Origin of the sequence: Mesorhizobium sp. M0227 (assembly GCF_040321855.1) — a bacterium.
In the GTDB taxonomy this organism is placed as follows: Bacteria; Pseudomonadota; Alphaproteobacteria; order Rhizobiales; family Rhizobiaceae; genus Mesorhizobium.
Map to the genome: position 1 here is coordinate 58,391 of NZ_JAMYSJ010000001.1, position 17,387 is coordinate 75,777.

A 17,387-nucleotide genomic window follows, 5' to 3' on the forward strand; every position below is an offset into this window, starting at 1 on the left:
GTTAGGCGGAAATGCCGCCGCTGCCAAGCGAGACGTTGACCGTAAATTGTGATCCCGCCGACACTGACTTGGTCGTCCGCCAGTTCCGGCCGCCGGGCTCGCGGATCAGTGCAACGAAGCCCAGCGCCGTCGCGTCCGGCTCGACCGTGATGGTCTTGGACGCGGTCTTTCCCGGCCCGACGGCTATCTGGTCGGATCCGATGAGGTCGCCTGCGAGTGCCGAACCGGCATCCCCCTGCAAGGCAAAGTAGTCGGCGGAATTGAATTTGCCGGTGCTGCGCAGCCGCATGACGAGGACCGTCACCGGCCGGTCGCCGCCGCCCGGTCCCGGGTTCATACCGGCCCCGCCGGTCAGTTTGACGGTGATCACCGATGGTTTCGGCGGCCCGCTCTGGCAAGCCGTAAGCAGCCCGGTTGCGCCCAAGGCGACAATGAATTCGCGTCGATCGATCATGTCTCACTCCTCCTCATATGCATCCCGAAAATCAGCGCCGATTTCGCCCAGAAAGCTTTTTTCCGCGCTCTCGGCGATTTCACGGTGGCGTTTCTGGTAAAGCTCCCACAGCTTGGCGCTGCGTCCGCCCGAAAGCAGCGTGCCGATCGCGGAATTCGATTTCAGCTCTTCCTCGATCGCTGTCGGGTCAAAACGGTCAATCATCCGCCGCAAGGCGCCCTGTACGCCGCGCCAGGCGCGCACGTGATGTTGGGCGAGGTCGCGAACCGCGTCGGCGATTGCCGCTTCGCCGGCGAGAAATCCAGGGCTGCGCTCGGCGAGAAGCGTGACGATGGCGTCGTCGACCGTCGGCAGAAACTTGAGCGGATTGACTTCGGAAGCCCCAACCATGGTCTGGGCGACGCGAGCGTTTCCCTTTTCCTCGGCCCGTTTGCGCAGAAGCTGCATCAGGCCTTCCATCATCAACCGATATTCGCGGCCAAACTTCTCCATTTCCGCAATGCTGTCGCGCTCGGGGAAATCGGCTTCCTCGACACCCATGCCATGCAGGAATGCGGAGCGGAGCGCCATGTCCCCCAGTTGCGGCGCTGCCGGCAGGCGGGCGGGTTTGGCAGCAGCACCTGCCCGCGCCGGAGGCGGGACGTCAGCCGCTTGCGCGGGCAAATCCCAGGGATTGGCGGATTGTGGTCGTTGGGCGATGCGCTCGCGCTGCCCGGCCGAGCCGGTGCCGTTTGCCGAACCGGGCGCCGCGGCCGATCCGAAACCAAAATCATCCTTGAAATCGGACGGCTTTCCATGAGCGGGCTCGGCTCCCCGGCTGGGAGACGGCACGGGGTCGAGGCCGAAGGGGTCCGCCTGGTTCGCCGCGCCGCCCGGTTCGCGGTAAGAGGCGGCATTTTTCGACACAGGCGTTGAAACCGGATCGAGGCTGAACGGGTCATCGAAACCAGGCGAACTGCGCTGGCCGGAGGTGGCACGCTCGAACGCGCCTGGAACCGGCCGTTCGAACGGGTCCGGCAAATCCGCCGGACGTGGCCGTCGCGGCTCTTCTTCGACCGTGGCGGAAAAGAAGTCGTCGTGGCCGATGCTCACCGGCGCCCGGGATGCCGGCGGCAGGCGTTCCGGAGCCGGCTGGCCGGCTGTGGGTGCTTGGGCGGTTGGCGTCTGCAGATCGACATAGACGACGTAGTCGCCCAGTCTTAGCCGCATACCGCTTTGAAGACGCGTCGACTTGCCGGCGCCGAGCGGGCTGTCAGAATCGTTTATGAACAATCCGCTGCTTGACGTATCGGTGACGAAATATCCATCTCGCCCGCCCGAGATCCTGCAATGAGCTCGCGAAACGAACATGTCGGGATCGTCGATCTGCCAGCCTGCGTCCGCGCTGCGGCCGATCACCAGGTCGCCTTCGTCCAGCCGGGTGTGCCGTACGGCCTGGGTGCGTGGCCCTTGCTCCAGCGTCAGCAGCAGGCTCATGTCGCGACCCCCGCCATTTCCGGCTGCCATCCGACGATTGTGCGCAGCCGCAGATCGTCAGCATCGCCCCTTTCAACAGGCCGCGCAAGCCAGGCAGTTCGGCCGAGCTGTACCGCTCCGAGACGGGGCGGCGGCACGGCTTCCCGCGCAAGCACGATGCGCAGATCGACGTCGAGCGATTCCCCGACCATGTCGCGAACGGCTTGCTTGAACAGTTTGAACCGCTGGCCACCGGGCAGGAACGCCTTGAAGTCCTCGTACCCCAGCGGGCCGACACGGAGCTCGATTCGGCTTTGGCGGTTGAAAACGCGCGGGCCGATTGTCGCTCCTCGGCCAAGCCCTGCATAGGCTTTTGCAAGACGGGTCTGGAGCCCGGTTGGGATGATTATCCAGGCGGCGATGAACTCCTTAATCTGAACCGGCACCTTGAACGCTTCCGCCAGGAACAGCGTCAGCCGTTCCGGGCCGTCGACCTGGCTGGCGAGCGAAGCCGCCTGGCGAAGCTTCACCGTATCGAGATCGGTGTTCTGGGTGCCCGGAAGTCCTATTCCCGCCATGGCTTCGAGCATGGCGCGAACGCGCCCGCCGACCGCGCGTTCGACCTGTACGGCCGGATGCGCATCCGCCCATGCCCGATAATACAGGGCGATCATGCGGTGCTGAAGAATGTTGACGAAGTCCACGAATGTCGTGTCGCTGGTTTGCTGGGCATCGGCGCCGGTGAACCAGCGCTGCGACAGACGATCGAGCACCCAGCGTGTCAGATGCAGCGGCAGCGGACCTTCGGGTCCCATCAGGCCGAGATTTGCGACGGTGACCCTGGCCGGAGCCTTGTCCTTCGCGTCGTGGAATTCAACCACGTCCCTGGCCGAAAAGCTAAGACGCACATGCTGTCCGAGCCTTGCAGGCTCGCGCTCTGGCGAGCCGGAATAGCCGAACAGCCCGCCCCTCCGTTCGAGTCGGCGCAACAGTTCGAAGAAGTCGAACGTCCCGGACAGCGCCTCGGCATGGTTCGGGTCGACTGTGTCTAGATCAGGTAGCGATTGCCGGGCGTCATCGGCCATGGCACATCCTCCTGCTTCTGCAGCAGCCGCGTACGGGTTCGCACGAAGCCGTTTATCCCGGCATGCCGGGCAAACAGCCGTGCCAGCAGGGCCGAAAGCAGCAATGTGCTTTGCCCTGCCAGGACCAACTGGTCGACATGCAATGTTACTTCCGTGCCACGTCCAAAGCACATCGGGCCGTCGATCTGCAGCCGTTCGATGACCGACCGCGAGTCGATGCGAACGATCGAATGCACGTTGCGGGCAAGGCTCGGATCTCCCCGGTCGGCGTAAAGATCAAGCAGCGCATGCAGCGGATCGACGCCGCGGCCTTCCTTGGCAAGGCTGAGAAAATTGAGCGCCAGTTGCGCCACCAGCCGCCAGGCGAGATTGTCGGCGCGCGATTCGCCCGCCGCGCCCGAAGGCAGCGCCGCGGGGATGGCCGGGCGAGGCGGACGCAACGCGCCGAGAAGCCGCACCGTTTCGACCGGGTCGCCGGCCTCCAGCGTCAAAGTGGGATTGTCATCGAGGATCGGCAGATCGCGGTTGGTGCAAAGCGCCACGATGTCGACACGCTTCAGCGACCGGTTCGCCTGGCTTTCCACCGGGCGTGAAATTGCCAGGAAAACATCGTCCCCTGCGTAGGAGGTGCGGGTCAGCCCGTCGCGCCGCTCGTCTTCCGTCGCGCGACGAGGACGCCGCTCGGTCGAGTAGACCCAGCCACTGCCACGATTCTGACCCAGGCTGAAGAGCTCCGGAATTTCGGCATCGCTGCCCCCGGTGTCGGCGTCCTCCACGCGGATGACCCGATAGATTTCGAAGTCACGCGCCCGCGTTCGGTCGGCATGCAGCACCTGGCGCGTCCTGCGCGGATCAAGCTCGATGACGTTGCACTCACGCTCGAAGAGATTGATGATCGGCGTTGCGAAAAGTTCGAAATCGGCCGGGGTCAAGTCGGCAAGCTCGGGCACTGGACGCCTGAACATGAAGATGATCTCGAGCCCGGCGGCGCATCGGCGCACGACGGGCTGCAGTCCGGAAACCCGCGCATAGTGAAAGCGCTCGGGCATCATGAAATATTCGCGCAGCAGACGGTACCCCTCGAATGTCGGACGGGTCCGAGGCATCAGGGCTTCGTCGTCGCTGATGCCGATCATTTCGGGTTCCGGCAAGGGCGATACGGGGTTGGTCTTGCCTTCCGCGCGTGCGCCAACGGCCGAACAAGCGCCAAAAATCGCGTCGAGAATCAAGGGTGCCTTGGTGCGCCCGGAAAAATAGAGATCAAGCTTGTCGAGCGACAATTCGTCGAGCCTGCCTTTTCCGGTTCGGGCCAGCACGATGCGGAGCGCCGCCTCGCCGGCCACACCGCCGATCGGCCCTATGCCGGCCGCCGCCAGCGCGCTGCGATCTTGAAAATAGCTTACCGAAGTCACCCCTATCGGCCACAGCGTGACGTCCTGGGCGGTGGTGAAGGTGCAGCGCGTCGAAAGGCCGGGCTGCAGGCCGGAAACCAGCCGGGTGTTGCGCTTGACGACATGGCCGGCAACCATCGTCTGGACCTGCTGGCCGGGTTTCAGCACCACCATAGCCGTTGCCGGCGCCGGCGTGACCAGATCGGGATAGAGGACATCCAGCACGCTGCGTGAAAACCGCGAGCGCTCGGCATCGACTTTCAGCCGGGTGCGCGCCGCGAGAAAAGCGACGCCGTCAAGCAACCGCTCGACATACGGATCCGGACACGGCACCGTGTCGAGGGAGAGATTGCGCGCCACCGCCGGATGCAGGTCGGCAAATTCCGCCGCCAGCGCACGGATATGGGTCAGTTCCTCCTCGTAATATTCCACGAAGACCCGATCCATCTCAGGCCTCCCTAAATTCGGTCCGCGCCAAGCCGTTGTCGAGATTGATCGTGGTGCGCAGACGCATGCGTTCCGGCGTCGGCGTCATGATCAGCACCGCGTCAATCTCGATCTTCAAACCCACGCTCTTGTCGCCAAGCGTCACCGTGACCTTCGTCGTACTTTCCTTGAGGCGTGGCTCGAAGGTAGCAAGCACCGAGCGGATCTCGCGGGCGAGCGCCTCGCGATCAAAATCGCGGGAGGAACGGCCCGAAAAGGAGGGCACGCCGTAGTTGATCACGCTTCGGCGCACCTCCGGGAAATCGGCGAGCGACGGCGGGTTGTCCGCTGCCTGCTCGCTTTCGAGATCGGAAAGAAGCGGAACAGCCTCGAAACGCTCGGTGTTGAACAGGGCCTCGATATCGCGCCGCACGGCCTCCCGGAGCACGCGGGCCGACACGACCACGCCGCGGCTTTCCATCTCCACGCGATGCTGGATCTGAAAGGCCAGGCGGTGCAGGCGCCGCTTCTGATCGGCCGTCAGCTCCGCATCGGCATCGATGAGCCGCGCGCTGCCCGCAACCAGACCCTCCAGCCGGTCGGCGCCGAGTTCGTCCTGCAAGGCCTGGCGCAGCCCGTCTATCTCGGAGGTCATGCCCGGCAGGTCGTTTACGAGGCGGTCCCAGAGAGAGGGCTGGACCGCTTCGCGTTTTGCTCGCGAACCAGCGGTGACCTGCAGCTTGTCCGCGTCGGGCCGCCGGCCCTCACTTGCCGACATAGACATCCATTTCGATTTCGTCATTGCCGTCATAGACGAACTTGATCTTCTTGTAGGCGAAGCTGACCTCTTCCTCGATCAGGTCTTCCTCATCCTCCGCCTGCGACAGGTCGTATTCCATGATCGAGGCGTCGGTGAGGGTGACGACCAGGTAATCATTCGTCTCGCCATCGATGGTCCGGCGAGCCGAGAACACCACTTCGTCCAGCGCCTTGTTCTCGAACAGTGCTTTCTTCAGATAGGGCGAGGACTTGTCGTAGTGCTTGGTGAACTTGATCATTCCCAAGGAGACACGGCCGCGGCGCGAGAGCGAATTCGGATCGTATGGCGCGACTATCTTGTAATCGACCCCATGGATTTCGATTTCGTCCTCGTGGCCGTCACGAACGCTTGGGCCTTTGATATCCGGAACTTTTAGAAAGCCATCAATCTTCGTACCTGTGGGCATTGTCTTTCTCCACCGCTTTCAAAAAACCAAGATGGTGTTGCTGCAATTCAAGTCTTCACGGACGGTAGTTCCGAGACCAGTCGGAGCGAGGCATTGATGCCCTCGAGCTGGTAATGCGGACGCAAATAGAAGCGGGCGTTGTAATAGCCCGGCCGCCCCTCAACGCTGTCCACCTGAACCTCGGCCGCGGCAAGCGGGCGCTTGGCGCGCGCCTTGTCGTCGGCGAAGGCCGGGTTGGCCAGCACATATCGGTTGATCCATTCGGTCAGCCAGATCTGCATGTCGGAGCGCTCTTTGAACGAGCCGACCTTGTCGCGCGCAATGGCCTTGAGGTAATGCGCAAAGCGCGAGACCGGGAAGAGATAGGGCAGGTTGGCACTCAGCCGCTCATTGGACTGCGCGTCGGGGTCGACCAGCCGCCCCGCCCGCGTCTCGTCGTCCTGCAGTGAGTGTGCGCCGATGAAGGCCGCGAGATCGGTGTTCTTTCGATGCAGGATCGGCATCAGGCCTAGCTTGGCCAGTTCCGCTTCGCGCCGGTCGTCGATGGCGACTTCGGTCGGACATTTCATCGCGATCGATCCGTCATCGGTCGGGAAGCTGTGCACCGGCAGGTTAAGCACCGTGCCGCCATTCTCGACGCCGCGGATCTGCGTGCCCCAGCCATAGAGCTTGTGGCTGCGGTTTATGTTCACGCCCATAGGGAAGGCGGCGTTCATCCAGACATATTTGTTGTGATCGCCCTGCACCTCTTCCTCGAAGGTGAAGCCCTTCACCGGAACGGTATCCGTGCCGTATGGCAGCCGCGCCAGAACACGCGGCATGGTCAGGCCGATATAGCGAGCGTCCTCGCTCTCGCGCAACGACTGCCACGAGGCATAGGCCGGGTTGGAGACGATCTGCTGGAGATCTTGCGGGTTCGGCAATTCCTGCCAGCTGTCCATGCGGAACAGGCGCGGCGAGGCGGCTGCGATAAACGGCGTGTGTGCTGAAGCACAGATGCCGGAGATGTTACGCAACAAACCGACGTCGCGCGGGTGGTTCGAGAATTCGTAGGCGCCAATCACACAGCCGATCGGCTCGCCGCCAAGCATCGAATACTCGTCCGTATAGACTTTCTTGAAGATCGGGCTCTGATCCCACATCTGGCCTTCATAGTCTTCGAGCGTGTCGGCCAGTTGCTCCTTGGAGATGTTCATCACCCGGATCTTCAGCTTCTGATCCGTCTCGGTGTTGTTGATGAGATACCAGAGGCCGCGCCATGTGCCTTCCATCTCACGCACTTCGGGCGCGTGCAGGATCTCGTTGACCTGTGTCGTCAGCATCTTGTCGATGCCCGCGATCAGCGACTTGATCGACTTGATCGCATTGGAGGAGATGGTGGTGGTCTCGGAACGGGACTGCGCCGCGAGTGCGAGATTGCGCACGAGTTGCTGCAGTTTCTCGCTGTCGTCCTTCTTGACCTTGAAATCCTTCTCGAGAAGCCCGCTGAATTCTCCAAGATCTATGGCTTCCGCCTCGGCGGCGACGGCGGCGGTCTTTTGCTGTTCGGCCATGATTTACTCCCCAACCTTGTCGTCGTCGGCCAGCGCCTGGCTGGCGATCTTGCCAAGAAGTGGTTCGTTGTTCAGAAGTTGCGCGATGCGTTTTTCGGCGTCGACGCGGCCATCCATGAAGCCAAGCAGCTCCTCGAGCTGGCGCCGCATCTTGAGGATCTCGGCCAGTTGCGGAACTTGCTCGGCAATCTTGTCCGGGGCGAAATCGCCCATTCTGGAAAATGTAAGGTCGAGCGCCAGTTCCTCGTCCCGCTCGGCGCCCTCAACCTGAGGCAGCGTATTCTTCACGCGGGCTTTCACTCGTGGTCCGAGCGCCTCCATGAATTTGGGGAAGCGGTTTGCGTCGGTCTCGACAAAGGAACGGTCCAGCACCGACTTTGACGCTTCCTTGGTCTGCGAAGCACCGGAAAGGTCGGCCATCACGCCCATGACAAACGGCAATTCGATCGTCGTCGGGCTACCGTAGGTTTCCACGTCGTAGGCGATCTGCACCCGCGGTGCGCGATTTCGTTCGATAACCTTCGCTTTGCTTTCGGCTGGCATGTGCTGTTACCTTTCATCCTTCTGAGCCGTCTTCTTGACATCGGGAACGCCGGCAAGGAGCCGGAATTCCTTCAGCCCCGACGGCGCGAGATCTTCCATCAGTTCAACGAAATCCATATGCACCATCCGGCGCACGCGCCGCGCTAGGTGCGGAATCGGGCTCGACGGTTCAGTGCGGTCATAAAAGGCGACGACGAGGTCGAGGCATTTCACCACGTCGTCGCGCGAGGAAATCCGGTTGGGAAGCCCCGTGCTCGAGTCCGCGTAGCTTGCCGCACTTGCCATAGTATCGGCTCCATGACCGTTTCGAGCAGGCGTTGCCGGTTCTGCCGGCGTGGGCGGCTTGGCCGCGCCATTCGCCAAGGCGCCGGCTGCCGAATTCCGTTCGAGGGTCGTCAGCAGACGCTGCAGAAACCGCTTCAATTCCGGAACAGGAGCGCCGCCGCCCTCGAGACGGGCGTTGAGAGCGGTCTCGACCGCATCAAGGGCTGCGATCGCTGCCCGGGCGTCGGCGACGAGCAAGACCATTTCTGCGTTGGCTTGATCCATCTGTGCCGCACATCCAGCACGCACCCGGTTCAACAATTGTCCGTGCGCACTGACCAGTGCGGCCTTTTCTGCCGCGTTCAATCCCGAGGCGGCTTCCTGGAGCATGACACGGTCGTCGAGCGCACACCTTTCCAGATCCTTGCCCTGGATCGGGCCGATCGCACGTGGCGCAAAGAACGTCATTTGCCGCAGGTTCGCCAACAACCCCTCCTGACCATTCTGGAGGTCGAGCAGCGCGTTGATACGGCGCAAGGCGGCATCGCGTGGCAAAGCGTTGGGCCGCAGTGCCGGATGCATTGTTTCCCAATGCTGATCGAAGGTCTGCGCAATAAGGGCCAGCCCCTGCGCGAGCCCGGCCAGTCCTTCTTCATTGGCCAGCGCGCGCGTGACGACGACGAGCAGGCGCAGGTCCCGGCCATGCGCACGCAATTCCTCCGCCTTGGCGAGCACCGCGGGCCAGTCGACCGGAATGGTGCTTTGCGAGGCGGGTTTGTTCTGGCCGTCGTGGACGACCTTGATCTCGGGTTCCGTCAGGCGCTCCAGCTCATGAAAAGCCGGGTCGTTGCGCAAATCCTCCCCTGACGGATTTTCACCGTCGAGCGGAGCAAGCCAGAGTGCGACATCAATCACACCAACCCCCAGCGATCGGCCCTCAAACCGTACGTGACCCTACGGTATCACACGGTTGCACTTTACCACAATTCAAGCACTGCTCAAAAAATTAACGAAAGCTGACCAAGCCGCGTCTTGGGTGCTGGAACCCTTGACCAGATTGCTGACCCTGTATGTGAAATGCATTACACCGAGGCGGACAATTGCGTGGTTGTTTGCATCTGATGGCGCGGCACTCTCCACAAGTGGAAGGGGCGCTGTTCATCACGCTTTGTCAAGTGACGGCTTATGTGGCAGGTTATCGACTGGCAGATTGCAGGAGCACGTTCGATGGAACAGCGCCGGTCATCGCAGACCTTCAAACGCAAGGAACTGGTCGGCAAGCTCAATCCTGTCGGTGTGCGCGCCTTCAAGGCTGCGGCCGACACCGCCAAACTGCGCGGCAATCCTTACGTCGAGCTCGTCCACTTCATCGAGCAACTGGTACTTTCCGACCGTTCGGATATGCAAATGATAATCGCCGATGCGGGCCTTGATGCGAGCCGGCTCACGGCCGATATGACCCGCGCCGTCGACAAGCTGCCTTACGGCGCAACGTCGATCGAGGAATTTTCCGACCATATCTTCCATGCCATCCAGGAAGCCTGGAACCTAGCCACGCTGGAGTTCAGCGTCGAGGAAGTCCGCAGCGCCCACATTCTCCTTGCCTGCCTGAAGACGCCGGTCCTGGAAGGCCTGCTGTCGAAGATCAGCGGCGAGTTTGACAAGATCGACGCCGCCGCGGTCATCGCACGGTTCGCCGTTGTCATGGAGGGCTCGCTCGAAGCCGGCGCCTCGACCACGGTCTCCACCGCAGAGGCGCCGCGGCGGCCTCCGGGTGGGGATTCGGCGCTGGCGAAATACGCCACCGACCTGACCCAGCGCGCCCGCGACGGTAAGATAGATCCGGTTGTCGGCCGCGATCCAGAGATCAGGCAGATCGTCGATATCCTGATGCGACGCCGGCAAAACAACCCGATCTTGACCGGTGAGGCCGGGGTCGGCAAGACCGCGGTCGTCGAGGGCTTTGCCTTGCGTATCGCTGCGGACGACGTGCCGCCGACACTGCAAGGGGTCAGTGTGCGCATGCTCGATGTCGGATTGATGCAGGCGGGTGCAAGCGTAAAGGGGGAGTTCGAAAAGCGGCTGAAGGCAGTCATCGATGAGGTGCAGTCTTCCGAAACGCCGGTCATCCTGTTCATCGATGAGGCTCACACCTTGATTGGCGCTGGCGGCGCGGCTGGAACAGGCGACGCGGCCAATCTGCTGAAGCCGGCGCTGGCGCGCGGCGAACTGCGCACGATCGCGGCAACGACCTGGGCCGAGTACAAGCAGCATATCGAGAAGGATCCGGCGCTGACCCGCCGTTTCCAGGTAGTCAAGATCGACGAGCCGTCCGAGGCGGTGGCCGTTCTCATGTTGCGCGGTATCGCCGGCGTTCTTGAACAGCACCACAAGGTGCAGATATTGGATGAGGCGATCGAGGCGGCGGTTGGTCTCTCGCATCGCTATATCCCGGCGCGGCAACTGCCTGACAAGGCGGTGAGCCTTCTCGACACCGCTTGCGCCCGTGTCGCCATATCGCAGCACGCCACGCCGGCGGAGGTCGAGGACATCATGCGCCGACGCCAGGCGCTGGAGGTCGAGCGCGGCATCATCGGTCGCGAGGCCGCGATCGGCATCGAGGTGAGCGACCGGCAGGCACGGGTCGACACCGGGTTAGCCGAAACCGAAGTCATGCTCGCCGCCGCACAGGAGCGTTGGGACGGGGAAAAGGCACTCGTTGCCGAAATACTCGAACTGCGCGCCAGGCTGCGTGGCGAAGGTGTGCCGCTCGATGCGGTGGAGACGCCGGAGACCAATAGGGAAACAGCAGGCACGGACTCGGTTGAGACTCCGCTGCCCAAGGTCGAAACGCCCAAGACCAAAACGGCCAAAATCAATGTGGAGGCACCGGCGGCTGCCAATGCCCCTCCACCCGATCCGGCCGCCGATCTCACCCGGTTGCGCGAACTGATGGTCGAACTGGCCGAGGCGCAAGGCGAGACGCCGCTGATCCTGCCGTCGGTCGACCGCAACGCCGTGGCGGCGGTCGTTCAGGACTGGACCGGCATCCCGACGGGGCGGATGCTGTCGAGCCAGACCGAAAAAGCGCTGCGGCTGGCCAGCACTCTGTCCGAACGCGTGGTCGGCCAGGATCACGCCATGGAGATGATTGCCAAGCGTGTGCAGACCAGCCGCGCCGGGCTCGGCGCGCCGGAGAAGCCGGTGGGCGTGTTCCTGCTCTGCGGCCCCTCGGGCGTTGGCAAGACCGAAACCGCATTGGCCTTGGCCGAGACGCTCTACGGCGGCGAGCAGAACCTGATCTCGATCAACATGTCCGAGTTCCAGGAGGCGCACACGGTCTCTACCTTGAAGGGGGCGCCGCCCGGATATGTCGGCTACGGCAAGGGCGGCATCCTGACCGAGGCGGTCCGCCGCAAACCCTATTCGGTGATCCTGCTCGACGAGGTCGAGAAGGCGCATCCTGACGTGCACGAAATCTTCTTCCAGGTCTTCGACAAGGGGATGATGGACGACAGCGAGGGCCGGCGCATCGATTTCAAGAACACGCTGATCCTGCTCACCTCGAATGTCGGCTCCGAAGTCATCATGGATCGGACCAGGAATGGCACGCTGCGGGCAGGGCTCGACGATCTGGACACCGCGCTGCGCAGCCCGTTGCTGAAGGTCTTCCCTGCGGCCTTTCTTGGCCGGGTGGTGACCATTCCTTACTATCCGCTTTCGGGTTCGATGATCGAAGCGATCACCCGTCACCAGTTTGCCAAGATCGCTCGCCGGCTGCGTGCGACCAACGACGCAGAATTGGTGATCGGCGATGGCGTCATGGACCTAGTCAAGGCCCGCTGCACCGAGATCGAATCCGGCGGGCGGATGATCGATGCCATCCTGACAAACACGCTGCTGCCGGAATTGAGCCGCGGCGTGCTGAACCGCTCGCTCGAGGGCGAAAGGATGACAAGGGTAACCGTCGGCGCCTCCAAGGAGGGCTTCACCTATTCCTTCGAGTAAGGAAAGTTGATGACGGTTTGCTTCGGCTTCTTCGTGCATAGGCAAGCTGAGCCGACTAGCCTGGGAGCGGCCGGTGGCGGTGAATTCGTATGACGCAATCGGTTAGAAGAATGACGGTATTCTTTTACCTGCCACGACACCGGATCTGCGAGTGGCTTTAGTCAAACACGCTGCGGCCGCTGTGGGCGAAGGCATCCAAGGGTCGCGGAGAAGGTGCTACAGATTGTGATACCTATTGTGATACAAATCGGACGTTGGAGCAGAAAAAACATAATAAAAACAATAGCTTGATCCGGGGATAGGTCCCAGCCAAGGGTACCATAAATAGTCAGGTCATTTCAAAGACTTAAAGATTTCTGGCTTAGCCAAGCTGGCTTGAGTGTCAGTGCATTCTGTGGACGTGTACCATAGGGAGCTCGTCGAGCTATGCCTATGACGGTCGAACCTGCGACGTCGGCCGTCGTTTCGCTTGAGATCTTTGCGCAGCCAAAAATGCCGGCGTCCACAGGAGGCTAACGCTTGCGGAAACCGCAGGCCTGAGGCCGAGCGGCTATGGCCGGCAGGCCAAGTACCTTCTCGCCGGGAGCGGAATTGCTGGCCCGGTGGTGAGCGGATCTGGTTCTGACGCAAAAGCTGCGTTGCCCGCGGCCGGTGCCCCAATCCCTTTCTTGGCCAAGACGGATACTCCAGCGTTCAGCGGGCGTTGCGGCTCCATGCATACCGCCTCGTTTTCAGCAGCCCTGCATGAGGCGATCTCGAATCATCTCTGCAATCGGGATCGCCGAGGAGGCGGCGGGTGAAGGGGCGTTACAGACGTGCAGCATGCGGTCCGTTTGTGCGAACAGGAAATCATGGATGAGGGCACTGTCTTTGCGCACGGCTTGCGCGCGGATGCCTGCTTCGTGCGGGAGCAGGTCGGCGAGGCCGAGGCTCGGACAGTATTTCCGGCCAACAGCATCAGGCTGCAGCCGGGATATGTCTCAACCAGCCGCATGGCCGTCGCCAGGCCGACGATGCCGCCGCCGATAACGCAATAGTGGGGCACGCTTGCACAGTCGCCAGCCTTTGGCCGGCAGTTTCAAAACTCATTGTCCAGAGGGGCTTCCAGACCCGCGATCTGTCGCCGTCCTTGTCGGCAAGCAGTAGCTGACGATCAATCTCCTCGCGTGGTATCGACATTTCACGGCGGCCAGATATCGCTGCCCAGATCTCGCTGCCAGCGTGGACCGGATGTCGCCGCAGCATACCAAGAAGGACGGTGCTCTTTGACAATCTTCCCCTTCACCGAAGCCACCCCGATCCAGTTCCAGCAGCCCCTGCCGAAGACTTCGGACGTCGTGATCATCGGCGGCGGGGTCATTGGCGTGAGCACGGCACTGTTCCTGGCGCGACGGAACGTCTCGGTGACGCTGCTGGAAAAGGGCCGCATCGCCGCCGAGCAATCCTCGCGCAATTGGGGCTGGATCCGGCAGCAGGGCCGCGATGCCGACGAACTGCCGATCGTCATCGAAGCGCAGCGCCTCTGGCGGCAACTGGCGCAGGAATGTGGCGAGGACATAGGACTGAAGCAGACGGGCGTTACCTATCTTGCGCGGACAGACAAGGAGATGGCCGGTTTCGCGAAGTTTCTCGAGATTGCCCAGGCTCATGGCGTCGACACGCGTCTCCTCGACCAAGGTGAGTTGGCAAGCCTGATCCCGGCCATGTCGCGACCGTTCAAAGGCGCAATGATCACCCCATCGGACATGCGGGCGGAACCTTGGGTCGCGGTGCCCGCGCTTGCTCGCCTGGCGGCCCGCGAAGGTGTGACGATCATCGAGAATTGCGCGGCACGTATGCTCGACATCTCCGTGGGACGCATCAGTGGCGTCTGGACCGAGAAAGGGCACATCGCGACCTCGAGCGTCGTCGTCGCCAGCGGCGCGTGGACGTCGCTCTTTCTGCGCGCCCACGGCATCTCGATTCCGCAGCTCAGCGTCAGGGCGACCGTCGCCGCGACAGCCCCGATGCCGGAGATCCACGCCGGTGCCGCCGCGGACGAACGCATCGCTTTCCGGCGCAGGCAGGATGGCGGGTATACGCTCGCATCGGGAGGCAGCAGCCAACTCTACATAGGGCCGGACGCATTTCGCCATGCGGGCAAATATTTCAGCGCCCTGATGGCCAATCCCTTCGGCACGCGCTACCTGCCGGCCGCGCCGCGAGGATACCCGGATGGCTGGTCGACGCCGCGCAGATGGAACGCGGATGAAGAAAGCCCTTTCGAACGGATGCGGGTCCTCAATCCCGCTCCCGAGACGTCGGCGCTCCGCGCCATCGACCGCGGGTTCAGGGAGCTTTTCCCTCAGTTCACGACTGTACCGCTCAAGGCGAGCTGGGCGGGCATGATCGATGCGATGCCTGATGTCGTGCCCATCGTCGATCGCGCCGCTGCGATCCCGGGTCTCGTTATAGCGACCGGGATGAGCGGCCACGGCTTCGGCATAGGACCCGGAATGGGCCGCATCCTGTCCGATTTGATCCAGGGCAACGAGACCGGGCACAATCTCCACAGGTTCCGTCAATCCCGTTTCAGCGACGGCAGCCCGATACGATTGGGACCATCGCTGTAAGCGTTCCTGCCGCCCGCCAGCCCATCCGCTCTGGCCTTGAAGTGCCGGACGAGGATCTCAGGTGCCGCATGCCCGGGCGTAGGCCTCGATGCTCCGCCGGACGTGACCGATCGCGATATCCTCGACGTCGCAGGCGCGGCCAGCCCATGTGACTGCAGAAGGCAGGTGCTGGAGAAACAGCGTCACCGGCACCTTGCGGCCGTTCAACGTATCGAAGAGACGGTTACAGGCGGCACGGGCTTGCGGGATCGCCCAATAATATCGGATGCGATCGGAATAGGAGTAGTGGCGCAGCGTCCGCTTGTCGGCATCGCTTCCATGATAGTGGCTTGCCCAATTCTTGGGGGTGCCTTGCATCAGCTCTTCCATTGCGTGGTAAAGCGGCCGCTCGCCATAGTCAGGCACCAGGTCGGAAGCGATCAGGTCGAGCGCGTACAGCGCCTCGCGCAGCTTGAAGGTCAGCTCGGGTCCGACCTTGAGGACGGCGAAGCCGTCCTCGACGAGTTCACGCAACGGCCTCTCACCCTGATAGTCCGTCGAATGGGCTTCGAAAATGAGCGACGGCAATCTGTCGAGGGTTGCCGCCAGGTCGCGGGCCTTTGCCCGATCGTAGAAAATCACATTCTGGTTGCCGAACTCCACGCCCGGCTGCACCACAAGCCCGATGACGCGGGAAAATGCGCTTTCAAGCCCGGCTGTGTGGAATGCTTGAGCGTGAATGGCATGTGTCTGGCGAGCGGCCTCCGGACTGGTCGGGGTGATCGCATCCAATGTGTGATCGGCGCCACCGGGCGGCGGCACCTCCGTCCCGATGATGTAGACCGGGCTTGCCCCGCCGCTCTGCGCTGCCGCCTGCTCCGCGACGCCCGCCAGCCTGGCCGCGCGCCCGGCCACCGTGTGGTCGTCTAGCGTCGCCGGTTCACCCGCGCAGCCCATCGAAGCATCGAGGTGGATCTTGCGGAAGCCGGCGCGGACATAGGCATCGACCATCGTCCCGGCCTGCGCCATCGCCTCCTCGGCGGGCCGGTCTTTCCAGGGATTAGGGCCGAGATGATCCCCGCCAAGCACGATCAGCTCTTCCGGGCACCGCTCGGCTGCCGCGAGCGCTTCCACCATCGCCGCGAAATCGGCCGGCGTCATGCCCGTATAACCGCCCAGATGATTGACCTGATTGCACGTCGCCTCGATCAGCACGGTGGTGCCGGTTTCCCGGCCGTGGCGTAGTGCGGCTTTAAGCACCAGCGGGTGCGCCGAGCACACCGAGGTCACCCCGATTTTCTTCCCGTCCCTGTGCAGGGCCGGCAAATCTTCGATCGCCACACGCATCAATTTCTTCTCGCCGTTCTTGCCATGAAATCTTCCAGCTCGGCCGGCGTGCCGGCTCCCTCCATGGGACCGTGGCGTGTGACGTTGCGCGCCCCTGCCGCGTTGGCGAATTCGAGCGCCGTCTGCAGCGCCATGCCCAGCCGCCGGCATGCGACATAGGCTCCCCCGAAACAGTCGCCGGCCCCGGTGGGGTCCGTTTCCTCGACGATCAGGCCGGGGCAATCGGCGCGGGCTCCGGTGCTTTGACGGGCTGACGCGCCATGTTCGCCGCGCTTCACGGCGATCTCCTTGACCCCTCGTCTGAACAGCGCCTCGATCGCGCGTTCCTCGCCGTCCGTGCCGGCGGCCAGGAACAATTCATTGCCCGACGGCAGCAGCAGGTCCGCTTCGTCCACCAGACCGGCGAATTTCTCCTCGGTCTGGCCGTGCGCCAGCAATTCCTTGCGCAGGTTCGGATCGAGCGACATCGTGCCGCCGCGTGCCTTGATCAGCGGGATCGCGCGTTCGGTGATCGCCCAGGCTGCGGGACTTGCGAACACCGTTCCCATGACATGGATATGCCCGCAACGCGCGATCAGCGCCTCGACCTGCGGGGTCCATTCCAATCGAGCGGCGGCGGATTTGGCGATGTTGTAGACGAAATCGCGGCTTCCGTCCGTGCGGTAGCGAACAAAGGCGCTGCCCGTCGGATAATCCGGGGAAACAGCGATGGCGGAAGTGTCTACGCCGTCCCGCTTCAGGCGCTCCACGTTGACGACGCCGAAATCGTCGTCGCCGACCACGCCCACCATTGCGGCCGCTCCGCCCATACGTGCGCATTGATCGATGAAGATGGCGGGCGCGCCGCTCGGAAAGGGGCCAATGAGGTCGATAGGTTCCCGGAAGCCGGTGCCTGTCTGCCTCGCGACGATCTCTACCAGGATTTCTCCAATCGTCACGGTTGGCCCGAGCGAGTCCGCTGCAAGTGTTTGGGGGAGGTCGTTCATCAAGCGTCCATCCTGGTGTGGTGTCGTTTGCGGTTTCACGACGCCGAGGCGCAAGGGG

General features: G+C 62.8%; 13 protein-coding genes and 1 pseudogene. 2 read left to right on the plus strand and 12 right to left on the minus strand.

Features of this window, described 5'->3' with window-relative positions; genetic code table 11:
• Position 1 precedes the first annotated feature (1 nt).
• From tssJ to tssA, 9 genes are read right to left on the minus strand one after another with little or no spacing between them, the layout of a single operon-like run.
• Positions 2-454 carry a type VI secretion system lipoprotein TssJ gene (tssJ, locus tag NKJ00_RS00220; RefSeq protein WP_023809147.1) on the minus strand — a complete coding sequence of 151 codons (453 nt, stop codon included), beginning with the start codon at positions 452-454 and terminating at the stop codon, positions 2-4.
• A 3-nt stretch (positions 455-457) separates the two neighbouring features.
• A complete protein-coding gene (tagH, locus tag NKJ00_RS00225; RefSeq protein WP_023809146.1) occupies positions 458-1,930 on the minus strand; it encodes a type VI secretion system-associated FHA domain protein TagH in 1,473 nt (490 codons plus the stop codon).
• A complete protein-coding gene (tssG, locus tag NKJ00_RS00230; protein WP_023809145.1) occupies positions 1,927-2,994 on the minus strand; it encodes a type VI secretion system baseplate subunit TssG in 1,068 nt (355 codons plus the stop codon). The genes tagH and tssG overlap by 4 nt, the downstream gene beginning before the upstream one ends.
• The gene (gene tssF / locus NKJ00_RS00235; RefSeq protein WP_352628278.1) at positions 2,958-4,832 is read right to left on the minus strand and encodes a type VI secretion system baseplate subunit TssF; all 1,875 of its coding nucleotides are present in this window, start codon (positions 4,830-4,832) and stop codon (positions 2,958-2,960) included. Before tssF ends, tssG begins: the two co-directional genes overlap by 37 nt.
• A gap of 1 nt (position 4,833) precedes the next feature.
• The gene (tssE, locus tag NKJ00_RS00240) at positions 4,834-5,589 is read right to left on the minus strand and encodes a type VI secretion system baseplate subunit TssE (RefSeq protein WP_023809143.1); all 756 of its coding nucleotides are present in this window, start codon (positions 5,587-5,589) and stop codon (positions 4,834-4,836) included.
• A complete protein-coding gene (locus NKJ00_RS00245) occupies positions 5,576-6,037 on the minus strand; it encodes an Hcp family type VI secretion system effector (RefSeq protein ID WP_027035516.1) in 462 nt (153 codons plus the stop codon). The genes tssE and NKJ00_RS00245 overlap by 14 nt, the downstream gene beginning before the upstream one ends.
• Positions 6,038-6,084: 47 nt before the next feature.
• Complete coding sequence (tssC, locus tag NKJ00_RS00250; protein ID WP_023809141.1) at positions 6,085-7,590, minus strand: type VI secretion system contractile sheath large subunit; 1,506 nt, start codon at positions 7,588-7,590, stop codon at positions 6,085-6,087.
• A 3-nt stretch (positions 7,591-7,593) separates the two neighbouring features.
• Positions 7,594-8,133, minus strand: a complete 540-nt coding sequence (tssB, locus tag NKJ00_RS00255; protein ID WP_352440778.1) for a type VI secretion system contractile sheath small subunit — start codon at positions 8,131-8,133, stop codon at positions 7,594-7,596.
• Between the two features lie 6 nt (positions 8,134-8,139).
• Positions 8,140-9,312, minus strand: coding sequence for a type VI secretion system protein TssA (tssA, locus tag NKJ00_RS00260; RefSeq protein ID WP_352440777.1), 1,173 nt, complete (start codon positions 9,310-9,312; stop codon positions 8,140-8,142).
• Between the two features lie 312 nt (positions 9,313-9,624).
• Between tssA and tssH the strand changes: the two genes are divergently transcribed.
• The gene (tssH, locus tag NKJ00_RS00265) at positions 9,625-12,405 is read left to right on the plus strand and encodes a type VI secretion system ATPase TssH (RefSeq protein WP_352440776.1); all 2,781 of its coding nucleotides are present in this window, start codon (positions 9,625-9,627) and stop codon (positions 12,403-12,405) included.
• A gap of 731 nt (positions 12,406-13,136) precedes the next feature.
• Here the strand turns inward: tssH and NKJ00_RS00270 are convergent.
• A pseudogene (locus NKJ00_RS00270) lies at positions 13,137-13,352 on the minus strand (L-2-hydroxyglutarate oxidase); the annotation flags it as partial.
• A gap of 318 nt (positions 13,353-13,670) precedes the next feature.
• Here NKJ00_RS00270 and NKJ00_RS00275 point away from each other — a divergent pair.
• Positions 13,671-15,017 (plus strand): NAD(P)/FAD-dependent oxidoreductase, encoded by a 1,347-nt coding sequence (locus NKJ00_RS00275; protein WP_352628737.1) that lies wholly within the window; start codon positions 13,671-13,673, stop codon positions 15,015-15,017.
• 57 nt (positions 15,018-15,074) lie between these two features.
• Here the strand turns inward: NKJ00_RS00275 and NKJ00_RS00280 are convergent, their stop codons facing one another.
• Positions 15,075-16,343, minus strand: coding sequence for a D-tagatose-bisphosphate aldolase, class II, non-catalytic subunit (locus NKJ00_RS00280; protein WP_352628281.1), 1,269 nt, complete (start codon positions 16,341-16,343; stop codon positions 15,075-15,077).
• Positions 16,343-17,329, minus strand: coding sequence for a tagatose kinase (locus NKJ00_RS00285; RefSeq protein WP_128302642.1), 987 nt, complete (start codon positions 17,327-17,329; stop codon positions 16,343-16,345). Before NKJ00_RS00285 ends, NKJ00_RS00280 begins: the two co-directional genes overlap by 1 nt.
• Positions 17,330-17,387 lie beyond the last annotated feature (58 nt).

Coding starts and splice junctions, on each gene's coding strand:
- tssH (WP_352440776.1), top strand. CDS start 9,625: ATGGAACAGCGCCGGTCATCGCAGACCTTCAAACGCAAGGAACTGGTC.
- NKJ00_RS00280 (WP_352628281.1), bottom strand. CDS start 16,343: ATGCGTGTGGCGATCGAAGATTTGCCGGCCCTGCACAGGGACGGGAAG.
- tssG (WP_023809145.1), bottom strand. CDS start 2,994: ATGGCCGATGACGCCCGGCAATCGCTACCTGATCTAGACACAGTCGAC.
- NKJ00_RS00285 (WP_128302642.1), bottom strand. CDS start 17,329: ATGAACGACCTCCCCCAAACACTTGCAGCGGACTCGCTCGGGCCAACC.
- NKJ00_RS00245 (WP_027035516.1), bottom strand. CDS start 6,037: ATGCCCACAGGTACGAAGATTGATGGCTTTCTAAAAGTTCCGGATATC.
- tssF (WP_352628278.1), bottom strand. CDS start 4,832: ATGGATCGGGTCTTCGTGGAATATTACGAGGAGGAACTGACCCATATC.
- tssB (WP_352440778.1), bottom strand. CDS start 8,133: ATGCCAGCCGAAAGCAAAGCGAAGGTTATCGAACGAAATCGCGCACCG.
- tssE (WP_023809143.1), bottom strand. CDS start 5,589: ATGTCGGCAAGTGAGGGCCGGCGGCCCGACGCGGACAAGCTGCAGGTC.
- tssJ (WP_023809147.1), bottom strand. CDS start 454: ATGATCGATCGACGCGAATTCATTGTCGCCTTGGGCGCAACCGGGCTG.
- tagH (WP_023809146.1), bottom strand. CDS start 1,930: ATGAGCCTGCTGCTGACGCTGGAGCAAGGGCCACGCACCCAGGCCGTA.
- tssC (WP_023809141.1), bottom strand. CDS start 7,590: ATGGCCGAACAGCAAAAGACCGCCGCCGTCGCCGCCGAGGCGGAAGCC.